Source organism: Pandoraea bronchicola (assembly GCF_902459805.1).
GTDB lineage: Bacteria > Pseudomonadota > Gammaproteobacteria > Burkholderiales > Burkholderiaceae > Pandoraea > Pandoraea bronchicola.
Genome location: NZ_CABPST010000001.1, coordinates 738,095 through 755,466 on the forward strand (window position 1 = coordinate 738,095; position 17,372 = coordinate 755,466).

A 17,372-nucleotide genomic window follows, 5' to 3' on the forward strand; every position below is an offset into this window, starting at 1 on the left:
TCCGCCAGGGGCCCGGCCGCTATATTGAGGCGACCGGTGCCCCCAAGCCCATACCGAACCGACATGCCCATCGACCCCTTGCGTATGCCGTCCGGCGCTTCGCCGGACAGTCGCCTGAGCGCCAACGGCGCGCCGCTCACGCTGGTGAGCCCCGCGCGCGAGGCCCCCGCCCCGCTTGTCTCACGCGAAGTCGTCGTCTCAGGTTGCGTCAATCGTCGTCACTCCTTCGATCTCTGCTCGCTCATGCGTTTGCCAACGCAACTGACCGGGCCGCTCGACGTCGTCTGTCTGTCGGGCAGGACGGTGCGAAGCGCAAGCGATTACAAAGGCGTGCGGCTGACCGCGCTGCTCGACATCGCACGCCTGCGTCTGCCGCAAGCGCGCGACTTCACACGGGCGTTCGTGCTGGCGCAAGGCGCTGACGGCTACACCGTCATGTTCTCGTGGCACGAGCTGTACAACACGCCGGTCGGCGTCGGTGCGCTGGTCGTCTATGAACGCGACGGCCTCCCGCTTGGCGACGACGAGGGAGGCATCGGCCTAATTTCGACGTGCGATTTGCGCGTGGCGCTACGTCAGGTGCGAGCACTCAAGCGCCTCACCGTCCATCTGGCCGATCCGCACGCGCTTTGACCCCCTTCGCGACTGCCGTGCGCCCCCTACACTGGTGGCACTCTTCTCACGGTCACGCGAAACATGACGGCACCTCACCAGAACTCCGACGCGGCAGGCACGCAAGCCATCGGCCGCTGGCGCATGCCGCCCGAATGGCATCCGCATGCCGCCTGCTGGATGGCGTGGCCGAGCCACAGCGTCGTGTCGGGCGCACGACGGCACGAAGTCATTCATGAACTGGGGGCGATCGCACATGCGATCGCCCAATTCGAGCCCTTGCGCGTCGCCGTCGATCCGGCCCATCTGGACGAAGCGCTGCGGTTTTTGCCCGGCAGCGCCACGCTCCACGTCATGCCAGTGGACGATCACTGGATGCGCGACACCGGCCCGACCTTCGTCTTCGACGACGCGATGACACTGCACGCCGTGCGCTGGAACTTCAACGGCTGGGGACAAAAGATGCGGCCGATGCCCGACGCCGATCCACGCGTGGCGGAACGCGTTGCCTGCGCGCTCGGCGCCGGCACATCGCCCGCGTCGCTCGTGGCCGAAGGCGGATCGTTGCATGTGGATGGCGAAGGCACGCTGATCGTGACGGAGACGTCGATTCTCAACGCAAACCGCAATCCCGGTCTGACGCACCGCGAGGCCGAAGCGGTATTTCGTCACTGGCTGGGCGTGACGCACGTTGTGTGGCTGCCGGGCTCGTGGCTCGACACGATTACCGACGGTCATGTCGATGGCACCGCCTGCTTCGTACGACCCGGCGTGCTGCTCGCAACGGGCGCAGACGGGAACGACGAATGGTCGCGCGAGGCGAGAGAGAATCTCCGTGCGCTACGGCTCGCGCGCGACGCCCGCGGACGGCCGTTCGACATCGGCATCTTGCCGTCCCCCGACTTCGATGCGCTGCCCGCCAACGTCGCAGACGATCCCGACTTCGCGCCGGTGTATGTGAACTTCTATCTGCCCAACGGGGGCGTCGTGATGGCGTCGTTTGGCGACGCGGTGGCCGATGCGCGTACGCACGACGTCGTGAAACAAGCGTTCCCCGACCGACGCATCGTGCAGTTGCCGCTTCGCGGGATTGCCCGGCGCGGCGGTGGCATTCACTGCTGCACGCAACAGCAGCCCGCCGCCGCCCTGCCCTGAGCCATCAGAGCGTCTTAGCTCGACGCCACACGACGTTTGCGCGGGGCTGCCGCTTTCGCCGCAGCCGTCTCCGTATCTGCCGTCTTTGGCTTCGCTGAGGTCTTGCTGGCCGGCTTCGACGCCACGTTCCCCTCACCCGCCATCTTGCGTGTCGCACGCTTGCGCGGTGCGACGCCGGCGTCAGGCGGCGCCTTCACCGCCGCAGATTTGCGACGCGGCATCTGAGGCGCACCCGCCCCAAGTTGCGAGCGCACGCGCTGTTGCATGTCGACGATATCCGAATCGAGAATCAGACGGCCGCGCAGCTTTCCGTTCATCCGCTTGATATAGGTGCGCGCCTCCTGCATGTGGAAATGCATGAGTTCGCGCACGCGCTGCGCGTCGCCTGCGCGCGCCGCGTCGGTAATCTCGCGGTGGATGTTGACGTTCGCCGTACCGAACTTCTCGTGCTCCCGGCGCGGCGTCTCGTTGCCGAACACGATCAACTGGCGAATCATCTCGTTGACGAGTTCGCAAGTGAAACGCAGAAAACTGTTGGGATTCGCGGCCGCGAGAATGTCGTGAAAGTCCACATCGGCCTGACGCTGACGCAGCAATTCACGCCGGTCATGCGACGCCGGGCTGCAACACGCCATGTTGTGTTCCAGCGCTTCGAAATCGGCCTCGGTCAGATGCGGCACGGCCCCCGCCGCCAGCTCCGGCTCGAGCAACTGACGCACCGTATAGATGTCGTCGATGCTCACTTCCTTGAAAAAGAGATAGTTCTGCATGAGCTGGAACGTGCGCTCGAGCGGCACCTCCACCACCATGCCGCCCCCCGACGGCCCGGTGCTCACCTTGATGAGCCCCTGCACTTCGAGCGACTTGAGCGCTTCGCGAATGGTGCTTTTCGACACCCCGAACATCTGCTGCAGCTCGACTTCGCGCGGCAGACGATCGCCGGGCAGCAGATTGCCCTCGGTGATCAGACGCTTGATGGCTTCGGCAACGAGATCGCCGCGTTTTTGCTGTTTGATTTCCAACGGCTCTCGCACCATTTGCGCATCCAATGCCATGTAGCGCCTCTAAGGGGTCTGTTCATACGAATTTCGGACTGTGCCACCTCGGAATTTTTTCCGATTGACACTCCAAAGCATTATACCTACGATCAAATCCATCCTATTTATCATTATAAATATGACGGATAGGGATAAGGCCCCGGACGTTGCAAGTCGTTGCTGTCAGGTCTCTGACTCAGTTCGAATTTCTCAGGTCACTGGCCGGCCAGCGTGTGACGCGCTGCACGTTTGCACCCCATGAACGATTGCTCTCTTTGCTGGAGACCCAATTGAATCGTCGTGAACTGTTGAAGCTCGCCGCTGCGGCGTCTCTGCCTGGCTCCCTATTCACCGCTCGCGACGTGTTCGCGCAAAGTACCGGGGCCATTCAGTTGGCGTGTCCGGTGCCGATGTCGGGTCCGTTCGCCGCCAATGGCAAATTCGCCGATCTCGGCATGAAGCTCATCGTCGAGCAGTACGGCAAAGTGCTGGGCCGCCCGCTCGCCTACACCACCCTCGACACAGAGGGCAAACCCGCCACGGCCATCCGCCGCGTACAGGAGATCGCGCAACAGAAGGGGGCGCGCTTCTTCGCCGGCGGCATTCTGTCGTCCGAGGCGCTGGCAATGGGCAAGGAAGCCGAGAAAGCCGGCGGCATCTTCATCACCACGGCCGGCGCCGATGAAATCACGGGCAAGGACTGCAACAGCGCCACCTTCCGCTGGTCGGTGCCGACCTTCGGCGCCATCGAGCAGACGGTTCGCCCGTTGATCGAATCGATGCCCAAGGCCAAGCGCTGGTATACGATCACGCCGCAATACGTGTTCGGCGAAGGCCTGCTCACTGCCGCAAAGAACATCTTCAAGGAGAAGGGCATCGAGCACGTCGGCAATAGCTATCACTCGCTCACGGAGAAGGAATTCTCGGGCTATCTCACGAATGCGGCTGCCGCCAAGCCCGACGTGCTCCTGATCCTGAACTTCGGTTCGCAATCGTCCGACACGCTGCGTCAGGCGGTGAGCTTCGGCATGAAGAAGAACTGCACGATTCTGATGGCATGGGCCTCGGGGCTGGAGCAGTTCGAGACGCTCGGTGCCGATCTGTGCGACGGCGTGTACTTCGGCGCGCAATACTGGCACGCCGTGGCCGCACCGCTGAACCTCGATCTCGTCAAGCGCACGCAGGATCGCTTCAAGCAGAACCCGAACTACAGCCTCGCGGGCTCGTACATCTGCACGAAGCTCATGCTCGACGGCATGATCAAGGCAGGCAGCGCCGACCCGAAAGCCGTCATCGCCGCAATGGAAGGCATGAAATACGACGGTCTCACGGGGCCGGAAGAAATCCGCAAGGGCGACCATCAGGTCCTCAAGAATTACTATCTGCTCAAGGGCAAGGCCAAGTCGAAGATGAGAAACGCCGACGACTATGCCGACATTGTCAGCGCCGGGAAATCGTTCCTGCCGCTCGACAAGACCGAGTGCAAGATGGCTTGACGACGCCGCGCGGCACAAGCGCTGTCTGAAGTCTCGCTCGCGGGGACGCCTTGCCGTCCCCGCAGGTGTCGTCTGTGCTGCACGGCGAAAGCCCGGCAGCACACGGTGCTCCACGTCCACTCAAGCTCTCCGGGACGCGCATGAACGTCTATCTGCTGCAAGTCATCAATGGCGTCGGGATCGGGATGCTGTACTTCCTGCTCGCCGTCGGGTTATCGATCATCTTCGGTCTGTTGCGCTTCGTGAACTTCGCGCACGGCGCCTTCTATCTGCTGGGCGCCTATTTCTGCTATCAAGCGCTGCAATGGGGCCTGTCGTTCTGGCTCGCGCTGATTCTCTGTCCGATCGTCGTCGGCGCGCTCGCGTGGATCGCCGAAAAGGTGCTGCTCTCGCGCATTTACGAGAAAGCGCACGAATTCCACATCCTCGTCACGGTGGGCCTCGCGCTGGTCGTGCAGGAACTGGTCATCATCGTCTGGGGCCCGCTCGGCGATAACGTCGCCGTACCCGAGGTGCTCGACGGTGTCGTGATGTGGGGCAGCTTCATCTATCCGAAGTACCGGCTCTTTCTCATCGGCTTCACCGCCGTCTTCGCCGCCGTTCTCTGGTGGCTGCTCGAAGGCACACGCCTCGGTAGCGCGGTGCGCGCGGGAAGCGAATCGTCCGAGATGGTGTCGTTGCTCGGCATCAACGTGTTCCGTGTGTTCAGCCTCGCCTTCGCGCTTGGCGCGGGCACTGCTGCGCTGGCCGGTGTGTTGGCCGCGCCGGTGCGCGGCGTCGAGCCGTTCATGGGCATCGAAGCGCTCGGCATCGCCTTCGTGGTGGTCGTCATCGGTGGCATGGGCAGTTTCGCCGGGGCGCTCGTGGGCGGTCTCGTGATCGGCATCGTGCAGAGTCTGATGAGCACGATCTGGCCGGAAGGCGCACGACTGATGATTTACGTGGCGATGGCAGCCGTGCTGCTGATGCGTCCGCACGGCCTGCTCGGGAGAGGATGATGCTGGTACGTTACCGTTTTTGGCTGCTCGCTGCCGCCGTCACACTGATCCTGCCGGTCACGCTGTCGTCAGGCACGCTCGCGACCGAGGTGCTCGTCTATGCGCTCGCCGTGCTCGGCTGCAATCTGCTGCTCGGCTACACCGGCCTGCTGTCGTTCGGTCAGGGTATTTTCTTCGGGCTGGGCAGCTACACGGCGGGCATCATGCTCACGCGCACCGCATTGCCCATGCCGCTCGCGGTCGTCGCCTCGATCGTGCTGGGCGCGGTCATCGCGGCTGTCGTCGGCAGCTTTGCGATCCGGCAGAAGGGCACTTACTTCGTGATGCTCACGCTGGCGTGCGCGCAGATGTTCTACTTCCTCGCGTACACCGCAACCGACTGGACCGGCGGCGACAACGGACTGCTCGACATCCCGCGCAAGTCGCTGACGCTCGGCGGCAAGACGCTGATTCCGCTCGAGACGCCGTGGCAGTACTACACCTTCGTCGCCGTCGTCTTCCTGATCGTCTTCGCGGTGTTGTTGCGCGTGGCGGATTCGGTGTTCGGCCGCACGCTGCTCGCCATTCGAGACAACGAGACCCGTGCGGCCGCCATCGGCTATCACGTGAAGACGTTCAAGCTCGTGGCGTTCGCCATCTCAGGCGCCGTCACGGCGCTCGCGGGCGCGCTGCATGCGCTGATGACGGGCATCGCACCGCTGTCCAACATCGAATACCACACGAGTGAAATGATCCTCGTGATGACGGTGATCGGCGGCACGGGCAATTTGTTCGCCTCGGTACTGGGTGCGGCGTTCTACGTGCTCGCCGCCGACTGGCTCTCCACGCTATGGCCGCGCTGGCTGCTGTTGCTCGGCCTGCTGCTCATCGCCGTGAGTCTGTTCATGCATCGGGGTCTGTGGGGCGTGGGGGAATCGCTGTGGTACCGCATCACCGGCAAACGCGGCGACGCCAGCGGCAAACTGGATACGCAGGGAGATGCGACATGAGCGAAGCGCCTAACGTGCTTATCGAAGCCAGCGGCGTCGTCAAACGCTACGGCAAGTTCACGGCGCTGCATGGGGTGGATTTGCGTGTGGCCCCGCGCACGGTGCATTCCGTCATCGGTCCGAACGGTGCAGGCAAGACCACGTTGTTCCACATGCTCACCGGCACGGTGCCGGTGTCGGGCGGGCGCATCGTGTTCGACGGTCACGACGTCACGACCGAAGCCGATTACCGGCGTGTGCAGCGCGGCATCGCCCGTTCGTTTCAGGTGACGGCGCTGTTCCAGAACCTGCCGGTGCGCGAGAACCTGCGGCTGGCCGCGCTGGGCGTCACGCCACGCCATGCGCTCTCGTGCTGGCGCAAGGCGGATGGCCCGCGTGCCTGCGCCGCCGTCGTCGACGACGTGCTCACGCGGCTCGCCCTCACGCGCCACGCCGACACCGCTGCGGGCGCGCTCTCGCACGGGCAGCAGCGGCGCCTGGAGGTCGGCATGGCACTGGCGGCGCGTCCCAAGGCGATCTTTCTCGACGAGCCGACGTCCGGCATGGGCATCGACGACCTCGACGACATGAAGCAGCTCATCCGTGGCCTGCGCGACGATCACACCGTGGTGCTCATCGAGCACAACATGAACATCGTGATGGACATCTCCGACACGATCACCGTCATGCAGCAGGGCCGCGTGCTGGTCGAAGGCAAACCCGACGCGATCCGTGCCGACGACCGCGTGCGCGCCGCCTATCTCGGCAACATGATTACCGGAGGCCGCGCATGATTCTCGACGTCGCAGGCATTCACAGCTATTACGGCAAGAGCCACATTCTGCAAGGCGTGACGCTAAACGTTGGCGACGGCGAACTCGTCACGCTGCTGGGCCGCAACGGCGCGGGCAAGTCGACCACGCTCAAAACCATTGCAGGCGTGGTGACGCCCAAAGCGGGCAGCATCTCGTTTCTGGGCAAGCCCGTCGCCGGACAACCCGCTCACCGCATCGCGGCGCGCGGCGTGTGTTTCGTGCCCGAGCATCGCGGCATCTTCAAGCTGCTCACCGTGGAAGAGAACCTCAAACTCGGTGCGCGACGCGATTCGCCGTGGCAGCTCGCCGACATCTACCGCATCTTTCCGCGTCTGCAGGAGCGCCGCAAGAATGGTGGCGCGCAGCTGTCCGGCGGCGAACAACAGATGCTGGCGATCGGACGCGCGCTGATGAATCATCCACGCCTGCTCATGCTCGACGAGCCGGTCGAAGGTCTTGCACCGGTGATCGTCGAAGAGATCGTGGCGCAGTTGAAGCTCATCAAGCAGGCGGGCGTGGCCATTCTGCTCGTGGAACAGAATCTGGAAGTCTGCACGCAGCTTGCCGACCGGCATTACATCGTCGAGCAAGGCGTGATCGTGTATGGCGCGGACAACGCCGCGTTTCTCGCCGACGAGGTCGTCAAGGACCGTTACCTCGGCGTGGGCGTGGCGTGAGCCGCGCATCCCTCATTCCCCCGGCGCGCGTCGTCAAGCCGCTAGGCGAGCGCGCCGTTCGCCAATGTATGCGTCGTCCGTGACCCGCGCGGCGCACGCCCTGAAGGACTTGTGAACATGGAACGTCTCGATCAACCGGCTGCCGCAGTGCGCGTCGACGGCGCGCGCCTGTGGGACAGCCTCATGCAACTCGCGCAAATCGGCGCGACCGCGAAGGGCGGCGTCTGCCGCCTGGCGCTGACCGATCTCGACCGGCAGGGTCGCGATCTGTTCGTGACGTGGGCAAAGGAGATCGGCTGCACGGTGCGTATCGACGCCATCGGCAACATCTTCGCGCGCCGCGCGGGGCGTAACGATGCGCTGCCGCCCGTCATGACCGGCAGCCACATCGATACCCAGCCGACCGGTGGCAAATTCGACGGCAACTACGGTGTGCTCGCCGGACTGGAAGTGCTGCGCACCCTCAACGACAACGGCATCGTGACGCAGGCCCCGCTCGAAGTTGCCGTGTGGACCAACGAAGAGGGGTCGCGCTTCGTCCCCGTCATGATGGGCTCCGGTGTGTACGCCGGTGCCTTCACGCTCGATCACGCGCTCGCGCAGAAAGATCGCGACGGGGTGAGCGTCGCCGACGCGTTGCGCGCCATCGGCTACGCCGGCGAGGAATCTGCGGTTGGTGAGACAGGCGCCGTCGGGGCCTACTTCGAAGCCCACATCGAACAAGGCCCGGTGCTCGAAGCCCATGGGAAAACCATCGGCGTGGTGCAGGGCGCGCTCGGGCAACGCTGGTACGACGTGACCGTCACCGGCATGGAGGCACATGCGGGCCCCACGCCGATGGAATTGCGCCGCGACGCCCTGCTCACCGCCGCGCAGTTGATTCAGGCGGTGAACCGCATCGCGTGCGAGCACGCACCTCACGCACGGGGCACGGTCGGCTGGGTCGACAACTATCCGAACTCACGCAACGTCATTCCGGGTCGCGTGAAGCTCTCTGTCGATCTGCGCGCCGCCGACGACGCCACGCTCGACGCCCTGAACGCCAAGCTGCGCGCCGAGTGCACGGCGTTGAGCACGAAGGGTATCGACGTCGCCATCGAACAGGTCGTGTATTTCCCGCCGCAACCTTTTGCGCCGGAACTCGTCGAGGCGATTCGCGACGGCGCGAAAGCGCTCGGCCTGTCGTCGATGGATGCGATCAGCGGTGCAGGGCACGATGCGGTGTATCTCGCGCGTGTGGCCCCGACGGCAATGATCTTCGTGCCGTGCAAGGACGGTATCAGCCACAACGAAATCGAGGATGCCGATCCGGCACACCTCGAAGCCGGTTGTAACGTGCTGTTGCAGGCGATGCTGCAACGCGCTGGGGGTGCCGCATGAAAGTCATGATCGCGCGGGTGAATCACGAGACGAACACGTTCTCGCCGGTACCCACGCCGCTCGAAGCGTTCGGCAATCACGGGCCGACTTACGACGAAGCGGCCTATCGCGACAACAAGGGCATGCGCACGGCAATGGCAGCGTTCATCGATCTGGCCGAAGCTGCGGGCGCCGAGATGGTGACGCCCGTGTCCGCCGGGGCTAACCCGAGCGGTCCCGTAGCGGCGAGCGCCTATGACGCGCTTTGCCAGCGGATCGTGGCAGCGGCGAGCGGCGTCGATGCGATTCTGCTCGATCTTCACGGCGCGATGGTCGCCGAAAACAGCGACGACGGCGAAGGCGATCTGCTCGAGCGCGTGCGCGCGGCGGCGCCCGGCACACCGATTGCCGTGGCGCTCGACCTCCATGCGAACGTCACGCCGAAGATCGTGACGAATGCCGATATCGTCGTCGGCTTCAAGACGTATCCGCACGTCGATATGTACGAGACCGGCGAGCACGCTGGACGCCTTCTCTTCGACATGCTCGCGGGCAAGCGCCGCCCCACGGTGGTGTGGCGACAGCCGCCGCTGATGGTGCACTCGCTGCGCAGCACCAGTCACGGCGGCGCGATGAAGCGCGCGCTGGACGCCGCACGCCGCGCCGAAGCCGAGGAGGGCATTCCGGCCGTGTCGGTGTTCTCGGGTTTCTCGCTCGCGGACATTCCGGCGCCGTGCATCAGCGTCGTGGTAACGGCGGATGACGGCGAGGCGGGCGTGGCACGTGCGCAGGCCGTCGCGGATCGAATTGCCGCACAAGCGTGGGATGAACGCGACGGCTTCGTCTATCGCAGCGCACCGCTCGCCGAATCGATTGCCGAAGCGAAGCGCTTGGCCGAAGGTGCCGGCAAGCCGGTGCTGCTGCTCGATCACAGCGACAACTGCATGTCGGGCGGCACCTGCGACACGATGGACGTGCTGGAAGCTGCGCTCGCGGGCGGACTCACAGGCATCGGCGTCGGACCGCTGTGCGACCCGGAAGCGGTGGCAACGCTGATCGCCGCAGGCGAGGGCGCCGAGGTCACGCTCGCAATCGGCAACAAACGGCCGTTGTCGCAGTTGGGCATCACCAAAACGCCGCCGGTCCTCACCGGCATCGTGCGCAAGATCAGCGACGGCGAATATATCGTGACCGGGCCGACGTACACCGGCCAGCGCTGCCACATGGGGCGCACGGTGCTGTTCGACACCGGCGCGGCACGCATTGTGGTGACGGAGCGCACGCACGAGCCGTGGGATCACGGCGTATTCACATGCGTTGGTCTCGATCCGCGCAGCGAACGTTTCCTGCTGCTCAAGTCGCGCATGTATTGCCGCCCGGTGTTCGTGCCGATCTCGGCAGGGCTCGTCGAATGCGACAGCGACGGCGTGACGAGTTCGAATTACGGGCTGTTCCCGTTCTCGCGCGTGAACCGTCCGGTGTATCCGCTCGATCGCGACGCGACATTCGTGCGTTCATAACGAAAAAAGGCGGCGACGGAATCCGTCGCCGCCTTTTCGGCATCACCCGACTTCAGCGAGCGCTTACTCGTCGAGGGCCTTGTTGCCGGTTTCTTCGAACATCGACACGGCGATGAGCGAGATGATCACGCAGACGATCATGTACCAGGCCGGCGCCATCTTGTTGCCGGTCACGCGAATCAGCCAACCCGCCACGAGCTGCGCCGTACCGCCGAACACCGACACCGCAATTGCATACGCGCTCGACATGTAGCCCGCACGCAGATGCTTCGGGAAGTTCTCCGGCATCAGGGCATAGGCCGGCGCCGAACCCATCGTGTAGCAGAGCATCAGCACGATCAGTGCGGCGAGCACGACCGGCAGCGACGGGAAGTGCGTCATGATCCAGAACGCCGGATACAGCAGCACGATGAGTCCCACGCGGCCGATGATCGTGAGCGGCTTGCGGCGGCCCATCTTGTCCGACAGCGCACCATAGATCGGGCACATCACCAGCGAGATCGTGCTGGCGGCAACGCCTGCGAGCATCGACATCTTCGGCGGCAGCCCGAGGTACTGAATGCAGTACGTCGGCATGTAGTACATCATCACGTACGTCGACACCGACATCCCCATGATCGAGAAGATCGTGAGGAACCAGTTGCGCACGTACACGCCATGCTTGGGATCGTCGCGACCGGCAACGGTCTTCGGCTTCGGCGGCTCTTCCTGAATGTGACGGCGCAGGTAGATACCGACCGGTGCAATCAACGTGCCCAGCAGGAACGGGATACGCCAGCCCCAGCTATGCATGGTGTCGTCCGAGAGCAGGAAGCCGAGGCTTGCCGCCAGACCCGAGCCGAGCAGGGCAGCCGCGCCCTGGCTCGCCAACTGCCAGCTCGCACGGAAGCCGCGGCTCTTCGCGCCCCCCATTTCCAGCAGCGTGGCCGTAGCCGCGCCGAACTCGCCGCCTTGCGCGAAGCCTTGCAGCAAGCGCGCCGCAACGATCAGCAGCGGTGCCGCCAGACCGATCTGCGCATAGGTCGGTGCGAGACCGATGGCCACCGAGCCAAGTGCCATCAGGCCGATGGTGAGCGTGAGCGCCGGCTTGCGGCCGGCACGGTCCGCGTAGCGGCCGATCACGATGCCGCCGAGCGGGCGCATCACGAAACCCACCGCGAACACGGCGAACGCGAGCAGCGACGACGTGATGGGGTCATCCGCCGGGAAGAACTGTTTGCCGATGGTCAGCGCGAAATAGCTGTAGACCGTGAAGTCGAAGAATTCCAGCAGATTGCCGATGACCGCAGCGAAAACGATCTTGCGCTGTTGCGAGGGGCTCATTTGCGACGGCTGTACGCCGTCAGCCGGGAACGATTGCGTTGCGATGCTCATGCACGATCCTTGCTAAGAAAGCGTTCGACCAGACGCGTCCAGAACGCGGCACCGATGGTCAGATTGTCGTCGTTGAAGTCGTACTTGGCGTTGTGCAGCATCGGCTTGCCTTCGCCGTTACCCAGGCGAATGAAGCAGCCCGGCACCTTCTGCAGGTAGTAGGCGAAGTCCTCGCTGCCCGCAATCGGCGGGAACGGCGAGATGATGTGCTCGGCACCGACCAGCTCTTCGGCCACGCTGCGTGCGAATTCCGTTTCCGCCTCGCTGTTCACGAGCACCGGATAGCCACGGATGTACTCGATGTCGGCGCTCGCGCCGTAGCCTTCCGTATGCGACTTCACCAGCGCACGGATACGCGCTTCGAGTGTGGCGCGCACCTTCGGGGAGAACGAGCGCACGCTCATTTCCATCGTGGCGTCTTCGGGAATCACGTTCGGTGCGAAACCGGCGTGGAAGGTGCCGACAGTCACCACGGCGGCTTCGGTCGGGTCAATGTTGCGCGCCACCACGGATTGCAGCGCCATCACGAGGCTGCTGCCGATCACCACCGGATCGATGGCCAGATGCGGCCGTGCCGCATGGCCGCCACGGCCGTGAATACGAATCTTGACGGTGTCGCACGCGGCCATCAGCGGACCGGCACGGAAACCGAACGTCCCCGTCGCCACGCCCGGATGATTGTGCAGGCCGAAGATCGCCTCGCACGGGAAGCGCTCGAACAGGCCGTCTGCAATCATCTGCTCGGCACCGCTGTTCGAACCGGCTTCTTCCGCAGGCTGGAAAATCAGATGGACGGTGCCGTCGAAATTGCGCGTCTTCGCAAGATGCTGGGCGGCGCCGAGCAGCACGGTCGTGTGGCCATCGTGGCCGCAAGCGTGCATCTTGCCGTCGTGCACGCTGGCGTAGGCCAGACCGGTCTGCTCATGAATCGGCAGCGCGTCCATGTCGGCGCGCACGCCCACGATGCGAGCACTGGTGCCCACGGTGAGCGAGGCCACAACGCCGTGACCGCCAACGTTACGCGTGACCTGATAGCCCCAGCTCTCGAGCTTCTGCGCCACGTAACGCGACGTGTCGACCTCCTCATAGGACAGCTCGGGGTGTTGGTGGATATGGTGACGAATGTCGGCCAATTGCTCGCGCGCATCGGCCAAATCGCCGACTTCGCAATAGCGAATCTCGCTCATCGGGGGCTCCTCTTTTTTTGAATAACGCGGAGTATTGCACCGACGAAATTCCCCACCCATGACGCAAACCACGTCAAAATGTTGCTCTCAAGTCAACAATAGAACGTGCGTCCACGCCCGGAAGATGTCGGCATCCGTGACTAAAACCCGCGTTGATTCAATGACTTGACGAGATCTCCCGGTCATTCGATGCCCCGGTGGCGGCCACTGAGCCAATGCCAGGCCCAACCGACGTATTCGCGCGAAAGTAACGGTGAAGCAAACATGACAAACGAGTCGTGGATGGACGACATTGGCGAGCGTCCGCTCAAATACCTCGCCGAGATTGCCGCGACGGGCGGCGTGCGCATGGCCGCAGAAGCGCTGGGCGTGAATCCGTCCGTGGTCAGCCGGCAGATCGCGGCACTCGAGCGGCGTCTGCGTTTTCCGCTGATCGAGCGGCGCGGGCGCAACGTGAGCGTTACCGAAATCGGGCAGGTGCTCATCGACTATTACCGCGACGGCCAACGGCGTCAGCGCGATCTGTCGGCGCGGCTGGAAGAGTACCGGCATCTGAAGCGAGGCAGGGTCGCCATCGGTGTCGGGGAGGGCTTCATCGGCCGCCTGATTGCGCAGGCGTTGCAGCGCTTCTCGATGAGCTACCCGGACATCCTCGTCGAAATCCGCTCCGGCCCAACGCCCGCGGTGCTCTCGCTCGTACGCGACGATGTGGTGGATATCGGTCTGTGCGCACGCTCCGCCGACGATCCCGCCATGCGCATTCATCCCTTTGCAGCGAAAGCGCTATGCGCCGTGGTCGCGCCCACGCATCGCTTCGCGAAAATGGCGAGCGTGCCCCCCTCGGAGCTGGCGCACGAGCGGCTCATCTTCATGACCGAAGCGCACGGCGTGCAGCACTTCGTCCACTCGGTGCTCGATACCGCACGTCTGAACGTGACCCCCGCCTACCGTGTCGATCTGTTCAACACCGCGCAGACGCTCGCGGCGGCAGGCCTTGGCGTGGCCTTCATGTCGGCGATCACTGCACGGCGCGGCATCGAACTCGGCGAACTGGTGGCCATCCCCATCGACCATCCGATTGCGACCGGCTTTTCCAGCCAGATGATGACGCGCGTGGGACGCCGACTGTCGCCCGCGGCCGACCATCTCTGGAAACAACTCGCCCAAAGCCTCGCCCACCGCTGATTTGCCCGCGCGGCAAAGCTCATCACCGCAGATGGCGTATTATCGGCCGGGTGTTGGATATTCCTGCCTGTTAGATGACAACCGACTCGAACCAACCCGCCCACCGGCGACTCCGCGCGCGCTTCGTCGCGATTTCCTGGCGCGATCTCGCCGTCTCCTTCGGCCCTGTCGTGCTCGTCTCGATTGCGGCCGTCTGGCTCGCCGTATGGCTCGTGAAGCCTGCGCCGCCGCGCACCGTGACCCTGAGCGCCGGCCCGGAAGGCAGCTCGTTCTGGACCGCCGCGCAACGATACAAGACGATCCTCGCGCGCGACGGGATCACGCTCAACGTCCTCACTTCCGAAGGCTCGCGCCAGAACATCGAGCGCCTCGCCGACGAGAAGCAGGACGTCGACCTCGGGTTGGTGCAGGGCGGCGTATCGCAGGGCCTCGATGTGGATGGCCTCGTCTCGCTCGGCAGTATGTTCTACGCGCCGATCTCCGTGTTCTACCGGGGCACGCGCGTCACCAAGCTATCCGACCTGGCGGGCAAACGCATCGCCATCGGCCGCGAAGGCAGCGGCGCACGCGCGCTGTCGCTCACGCTGCTCAAGGCCAACGGCATCGAGCCCGGCGGCGCCACCACGCTCACGGCCTACGACGGGCAGGAGGCCGCGCAAGCGCTCATCGACGGCCGTGTCGACGCCGCCATGCTCACTGGCGACACCGCCACCGGCCCGACGATGGGCAAGTTGATCCGTACCGCAGGCGTACATCTGATGGACTTTGCGCAAGCAGACGCGTACACGCGCCGCTTCACCTATCTGAATCAGCTCACGTTGCCGCGTGGTGTCTTCGACCTCGGGCGCAACCTCCCGGCGCAGCCCGTGCACGTCATCAGCCCGACCGTCGAACTTGTGGCGCGCGACAGCCTGCACCCTGCGTTGTCCGACTTGCTGATCGAAGCTGCGAAGGAGGTGCACGGCAAGGCCAATCTGTTGCAGCGTGCCGGGGAATTCCCGTCGGCTCAGGTCCACGAATTCCCGATCTCCGACGACGCCGCACGCTACTACCAGTCGGGCAAAGGCTTCCTGTACCGGCATCTGCCGTTCTGGATTGCGAGCCTCGCCGACCGTATCGTCGTGCTGCTCGTGCCGATCATCGTTGTGCTGATTCCAGCGTTCCGGCTGGTACCGTCGCTGTATAGCTGGCGGGTGAAATCGCGGCTGTACCGCTGGTACGGGGCGCTCATCGCACTGGAGCGCGAAGCGCTGGCCGATGACGCGCACACCGAATACCGTAGCCTGCGCCAGCGGCTCGACGCGATCGAAGCCGCCGTCAACCGCCTGAAGATTCCGCTCGCCTACGCCGACCAGTTCTACGTGCTGCGCGAACACATCGGCTTCGTGCGTCATCGGCTCGACGCCATGAATGCCGCGCCGGACCTGGCTGTCGGCGACGCGCGCCAGCCGGCAGGCAGCGCCCCGCCTGCCGCCGGTGAGGAAAGCGCGCGCGGCGCGTGAGCATCTCAAAGTAATGCTTATGCAATTTATAACCAGCACCAGCTTTTCTTAGGGAAAGACGAAGCGCAAACTACTGACAGTCACGGACCGGAACACCGGTGCGTTGTGAAATCCAATGTTCTGCTCGGTTCGTATGTCGTCGTCCTCCTTTCGCTCCTCTCATTCCAGCGCACCCGGCACGCCGCAACACGCCGGCACCGAACTGGCGCGTCATACCTGCACGGTGCGTCCCGTGCGCGACGACGATCTGCCGGCCATCACGGCCATCTACGCCCATCATGTGCGCACCGGTTCGGCGTCGTTCGAGGAGGTGCCGCCCGAGGTGAGCGAGATGCGCGCGCGTTGCGCGAAGGTGCTCGACGCCGGACTGCCGTACCTCGTCGCCGAACGCGACGGCAAGCTGCTCGGCTATGCGTATGCCACACACTACCGGCCGCGTTCGGCCTACCGCTTCACGCTCGAAGACTCCGTGTATATCGCCGCCGATGCGACAGGACAGGGCGTGGGCCGCACGCTGCTGCTCGCGCTCATTGCGCGCTGCGAAGGCGGTCCGTGGTGCCAGTTGATTGCGAATGTGGGCGACAGCGGCAACGCCGCGTCGCTGGGTCTGCATGCCGCGTGCGGTTTCGTCCAGGCGGGCGTGCTCAAGTCAGTCGGCTTCAAGTTCGGCCGCTGGGTCGACACCGTACTCATGCAGCGCCCGCTCAACGCGGGCGACACGACGCTGCCGGAGTGACCCGGCGGCCGCGTCAGAACGGCGACGCGCGATCAAGCGCCTTGTAGTGGCGGAAGATGCCCGTGGTGTTGAACGGGACGCGTCGCGACGACGTCAGATAGGCCGCGATCAGCGGCTCTCTCGCCACGGCGTCACGCACCGCCTGACAGCGTGGAAACGCCTTGGCAAACCCGGACATTGCGCGCGGAAACGCGTAGCGCAACCCTTCGATGACCTGAAACAGCGAGAGGTCGGCATAAGACATCGCGCCTTCGGCAAGCCAGCCGCCCGTCAGCGGATTGTTCGCCAGCACGCGCTCGAAGTAACCGAAGAATTTCGGCAGACGATAATCGATCAGTTCCGCCGTGCGCTTGCGCGCTTCCGCCCGTTGATTGCTGTAGTACAGACGGCCCGCGATGGGATGATGAGCGTCATGCACTTCGGCAACGAGATCGGCAAGCGTGAGCTGCAACTGGTTGACCCAACGGCGCGCGCGCGGTGACTCGCCCACGAGGCCGAGCAGCGGTCCGAGATACGCCAGAATGTTCGCCGTCTGCCCGATCAGTTCGTCGCCTACGCGCAGGAAAGGCGGGGCATAGGGTGGGTGCATGCACGCGGGATCGTCCATCGTGTGCAGCAGGCCGTCCATGCCCTGACCGGGCCCGTCGCCCTGCACGATCTCCACGTAGGGCGTGCCGGTGGCCTCGAAGGCGAGGCGGACAAACTCGCCGCGCCCTTGCAGGCCCGGCCAATAGAACAGCTCGAAGGTCAT

The 17,372-nt window shown here is 64.5% G+C and carries 16 protein-coding genes; 12 read left to right on the forward strand and 4 right to left on the reverse strand.

Features of this window, described 5'->3' with window-relative positions:
* Nucleotides 1-63 precede the first annotated feature (63 nt).
* Nucleotides 64-633, forward strand: coding sequence for a molybdopterin-dependent oxidoreductase (locus tag PBR20603_RS03335; RefSeq protein WP_150558086.1), 570 nt, complete (start codon nt 64-66; stop codon nt 631-633).
* Nucleotides 634-696: 63 nt separating this feature from the next.
* Nucleotides 697-1,767: an agmatine deiminase family protein gene (locus tag PBR20603_RS03340; protein WP_150558087.1), complete on the forward strand. Its 1,071-nt coding sequence runs from the start codon at nt 697-699 to the stop codon at nt 1,765-1,767.
* 14 nt (nt 1,768-1,781) lie between these two features.
* Here the strand turns inward: PBR20603_RS03340 and PBR20603_RS03345 are convergent, their stop codons facing one another.
* Nucleotides 1,782-2,822, reverse strand: coding sequence for a FadR/GntR family transcriptional regulator (locus PBR20603_RS03345; protein ID WP_174977759.1), 1,041 nt, complete (start codon nt 2,820-2,822; stop codon nt 1,782-1,784).
* A 272-nt stretch (nt 2,823-3,094) separates the two neighbouring features.
* On the opposite strand from PBR20603_RS03345, the gene PBR20603_RS03350 reads away from it, so the two are divergent.
* From PBR20603_RS03350 to PBR20603_RS03380, 7 genes are all read left to right on the forward strand, one after another.
* On the forward strand, nt 3,095-4,300 hold the full coding sequence (locus tag PBR20603_RS03350) for an ABC transporter substrate-binding protein (RefSeq protein ID WP_150558088.1): 1,206 nt from the start codon (nt 3,095-3,097) through the stop codon (nt 4,298-4,300).
* 140 nt (nt 4,301-4,440) lie between these two features.
* A complete protein-coding gene (locus PBR20603_RS03355; RefSeq protein WP_150558089.1) occupies nt 4,441-5,298 on the forward strand; it encodes a branched-chain amino acid ABC transporter permease in 858 nt (285 codons plus the stop codon).
* Entirely contained in the window at nt 5,298-6,287 is a 990-nt protein-coding gene (locus PBR20603_RS03360; RefSeq protein WP_150558322.1) for a branched-chain amino acid ABC transporter permease, read from the forward strand. Before PBR20603_RS03355 ends, PBR20603_RS03360 begins: the two co-directional genes overlap by 1 nt.
* Nucleotides 6,284-7,060 (forward strand): ABC transporter ATP-binding protein, encoded by a 777-nt coding sequence (locus tag PBR20603_RS03365; protein ID WP_150558090.1) that lies wholly within the window; start codon nt 6,284-6,286, stop codon nt 7,058-7,060. Before PBR20603_RS03360 ends, PBR20603_RS03365 begins: the two co-directional genes overlap by 4 nt.
* The gene (locus PBR20603_RS03370; RefSeq protein ID WP_150558091.1) at nt 7,057-7,758 is read left to right on the forward strand and encodes an ABC transporter ATP-binding protein; all 702 of its coding nucleotides are present in this window, start codon (nt 7,057-7,059) and stop codon (nt 7,756-7,758) included. The genes PBR20603_RS03365 and PBR20603_RS03370 overlap by 4 nt, the downstream gene beginning before the upstream one ends.
* Before the next feature lie 117 nt (nt 7,759-7,875).
* Nucleotides 7,876-9,138 (forward strand): Zn-dependent hydrolase, encoded by a 1,263-nt coding sequence (locus PBR20603_RS03375; RefSeq protein ID WP_150558092.1) that lies wholly within the window; start codon nt 7,876-7,878, stop codon nt 9,136-9,138.
* Nucleotides 9,135-10,637, forward strand: coding sequence for a M81 family metallopeptidase (locus tag PBR20603_RS03380; protein WP_150558093.1), 1,503 nt, complete (start codon nt 9,135-9,137; stop codon nt 10,635-10,637). Before PBR20603_RS03375 ends, PBR20603_RS03380 begins: the two co-directional genes overlap by 4 nt.
* 63 nt (nt 10,638-10,700) lie before the next feature.
* Here PBR20603_RS03380 and PBR20603_RS03385 read toward each other — a convergent pair whose 3' ends face one another.
* Both PBR20603_RS03385 and PBR20603_RS03390 read right to left on the reverse strand, forming a co-directional pair.
* Complete coding sequence (locus PBR20603_RS03385; RefSeq protein ID WP_425495786.1) at nt 10,701-11,960, reverse strand: MFS transporter; 1,260 nt, start codon at nt 11,958-11,960, stop codon at nt 10,701-10,703.
* Between the two features lie 47 nt (nt 11,961-12,007).
* Complete coding sequence (locus PBR20603_RS03390) at nt 12,008-13,198, reverse strand: M20 aminoacylase family protein (RefSeq protein ID WP_150558095.1); 1,191 nt, start codon at nt 13,196-13,198, stop codon at nt 12,008-12,010.
* Nucleotides 13,199-13,462: 264 nt separating this feature from the next.
* On the opposite strand from PBR20603_RS03390, the gene PBR20603_RS03395 reads away from it, so the two are divergent.
* The 3 genes from PBR20603_RS03395 (at nt 13,463) to PBR20603_RS03405 (ending at nt 16,621) form a co-directional block, all read left to right on the forward strand.
* A complete protein-coding gene (locus PBR20603_RS03395) occupies nt 13,463-14,383 on the forward strand; it encodes a LysR family transcriptional regulator (RefSeq protein WP_150558096.1) in 921 nt (306 codons plus the stop codon).
* Between the two features lie 74 nt (nt 14,384-14,457).
* A complete protein-coding gene (locus PBR20603_RS03400; RefSeq protein WP_150558097.1) occupies nt 14,458-15,885 on the forward strand; it encodes a TAXI family TRAP transporter solute-binding subunit in 1,428 nt (475 codons plus the stop codon).
* A 133-nt stretch (nt 15,886-16,018) separates the two neighbouring features.
* Nucleotides 16,019-16,621 carry a GNAT family N-acetyltransferase gene (locus PBR20603_RS03405; protein ID WP_150558098.1) on the forward strand — a complete coding sequence of 201 codons (603 nt, stop codon included), beginning with the start codon at nt 16,019-16,021 and terminating at the stop codon, nt 16,619-16,621.
* A 13-nt stretch (nt 16,622-16,634) separates the two neighbouring features.
* Here PBR20603_RS03405 and PBR20603_RS03410 read toward each other — a convergent pair whose 3' ends face one another.
* Nucleotides 16,635-17,372 (reverse strand): glutathione S-transferase, encoded by a 738-nt coding sequence (locus tag PBR20603_RS03410; protein WP_150558099.1) that lies wholly within the window; start codon nt 17,370-17,372, stop codon nt 16,635-16,637.

What these genes read in the sequence shown, in the direction of transcription:
- PBR20603_RS03335 (WP_150558086.1), top strand. Translation starts at nt 64, where the DNA reads ATGCCCATCGACCCCTTGCGTATGCCGTCCGGCGCTTCGCCGGACAGT.
- PBR20603_RS03340 (WP_150558087.1), top strand. Translation starts at nt 697, where the DNA reads ATGACGGCACCTCACCAGAACTCCGACGCGGCAGGCACGCAAGCCATC.
- PBR20603_RS03345 (WP_174977759.1), bottom strand. Translation starts at nt 2,822, where the DNA reads ATGGCATTGGATGCGCAAATGGTGCGAGAGCCGTTGGAAATCAAACAG.
- PBR20603_RS03355 (WP_150558089.1), top strand. Translation starts at nt 4,441, where the DNA reads ATGAACGTCTATCTGCTGCAAGTCATCAATGGCGTCGGGATCGGGATG.
- PBR20603_RS03360 (WP_150558322.1), top strand. Translation starts at nt 5,298, where the DNA reads ATGCTGGTACGTTACCGTTTTTGGCTGCTCGCTGCCGCCGTCACACTG.
- PBR20603_RS03365 (WP_150558090.1), top strand. Translation starts at nt 6,284, where the DNA reads ATGAGCGAAGCGCCTAACGTGCTTATCGAAGCCAGCGGCGTCGTCAAA.
- PBR20603_RS03370 (WP_150558091.1), top strand. Translation starts at nt 7,057, where the DNA reads ATGATTCTCGACGTCGCAGGCATTCACAGCTATTACGGCAAGAGCCAC.
- PBR20603_RS03375 (WP_150558092.1), top strand. Translation starts at nt 7,876, where the DNA reads ATGGAACGTCTCGATCAACCGGCTGCCGCAGTGCGCGTCGACGGCGCG.
- PBR20603_RS03380 (WP_150558093.1), top strand. Translation starts at nt 9,135, where the DNA reads ATGAAAGTCATGATCGCGCGGGTGAATCACGAGACGAACACGTTCTCG.
- PBR20603_RS03385 (WP_425495786.1), bottom strand. Translation starts at nt 11,960, where the DNA reads ATGAGCCCCTCGCAACAGCGCAAGATCGTTTTCGCTGCGGTCATCGGC.
- PBR20603_RS03390 (WP_150558095.1), bottom strand. Translation starts at nt 13,198, where the DNA reads ATGAGCGAGATTCGCTATTGCGAAGTCGGCGATTTGGCCGATGCGCGC.
- PBR20603_RS03395 (WP_150558096.1), top strand. Translation starts at nt 13,463, where the DNA reads ATGACAAACGAGTCGTGGATGGACGACATTGGCGAGCGTCCGCTCAAA.
- PBR20603_RS03400 (WP_150558097.1), top strand. Translation starts at nt 14,458, where the DNA reads ATGACAACCGACTCGAACCAACCCGCCCACCGGCGACTCCGCGCGCGC.
- PBR20603_RS03405 (WP_150558098.1), top strand. Translation starts at nt 16,019, where the DNA reads ATGTCGTCGTCCTCCTTTCGCTCCTCTCATTCCAGCGCACCCGGCACG.
- PBR20603_RS03410 (WP_150558099.1), bottom strand. Translation starts at nt 17,372, where the DNA reads ATGACCTTCGAGCTGTTCTATTGGCCGGGCCTGCAAGGGCGCGGCGAG.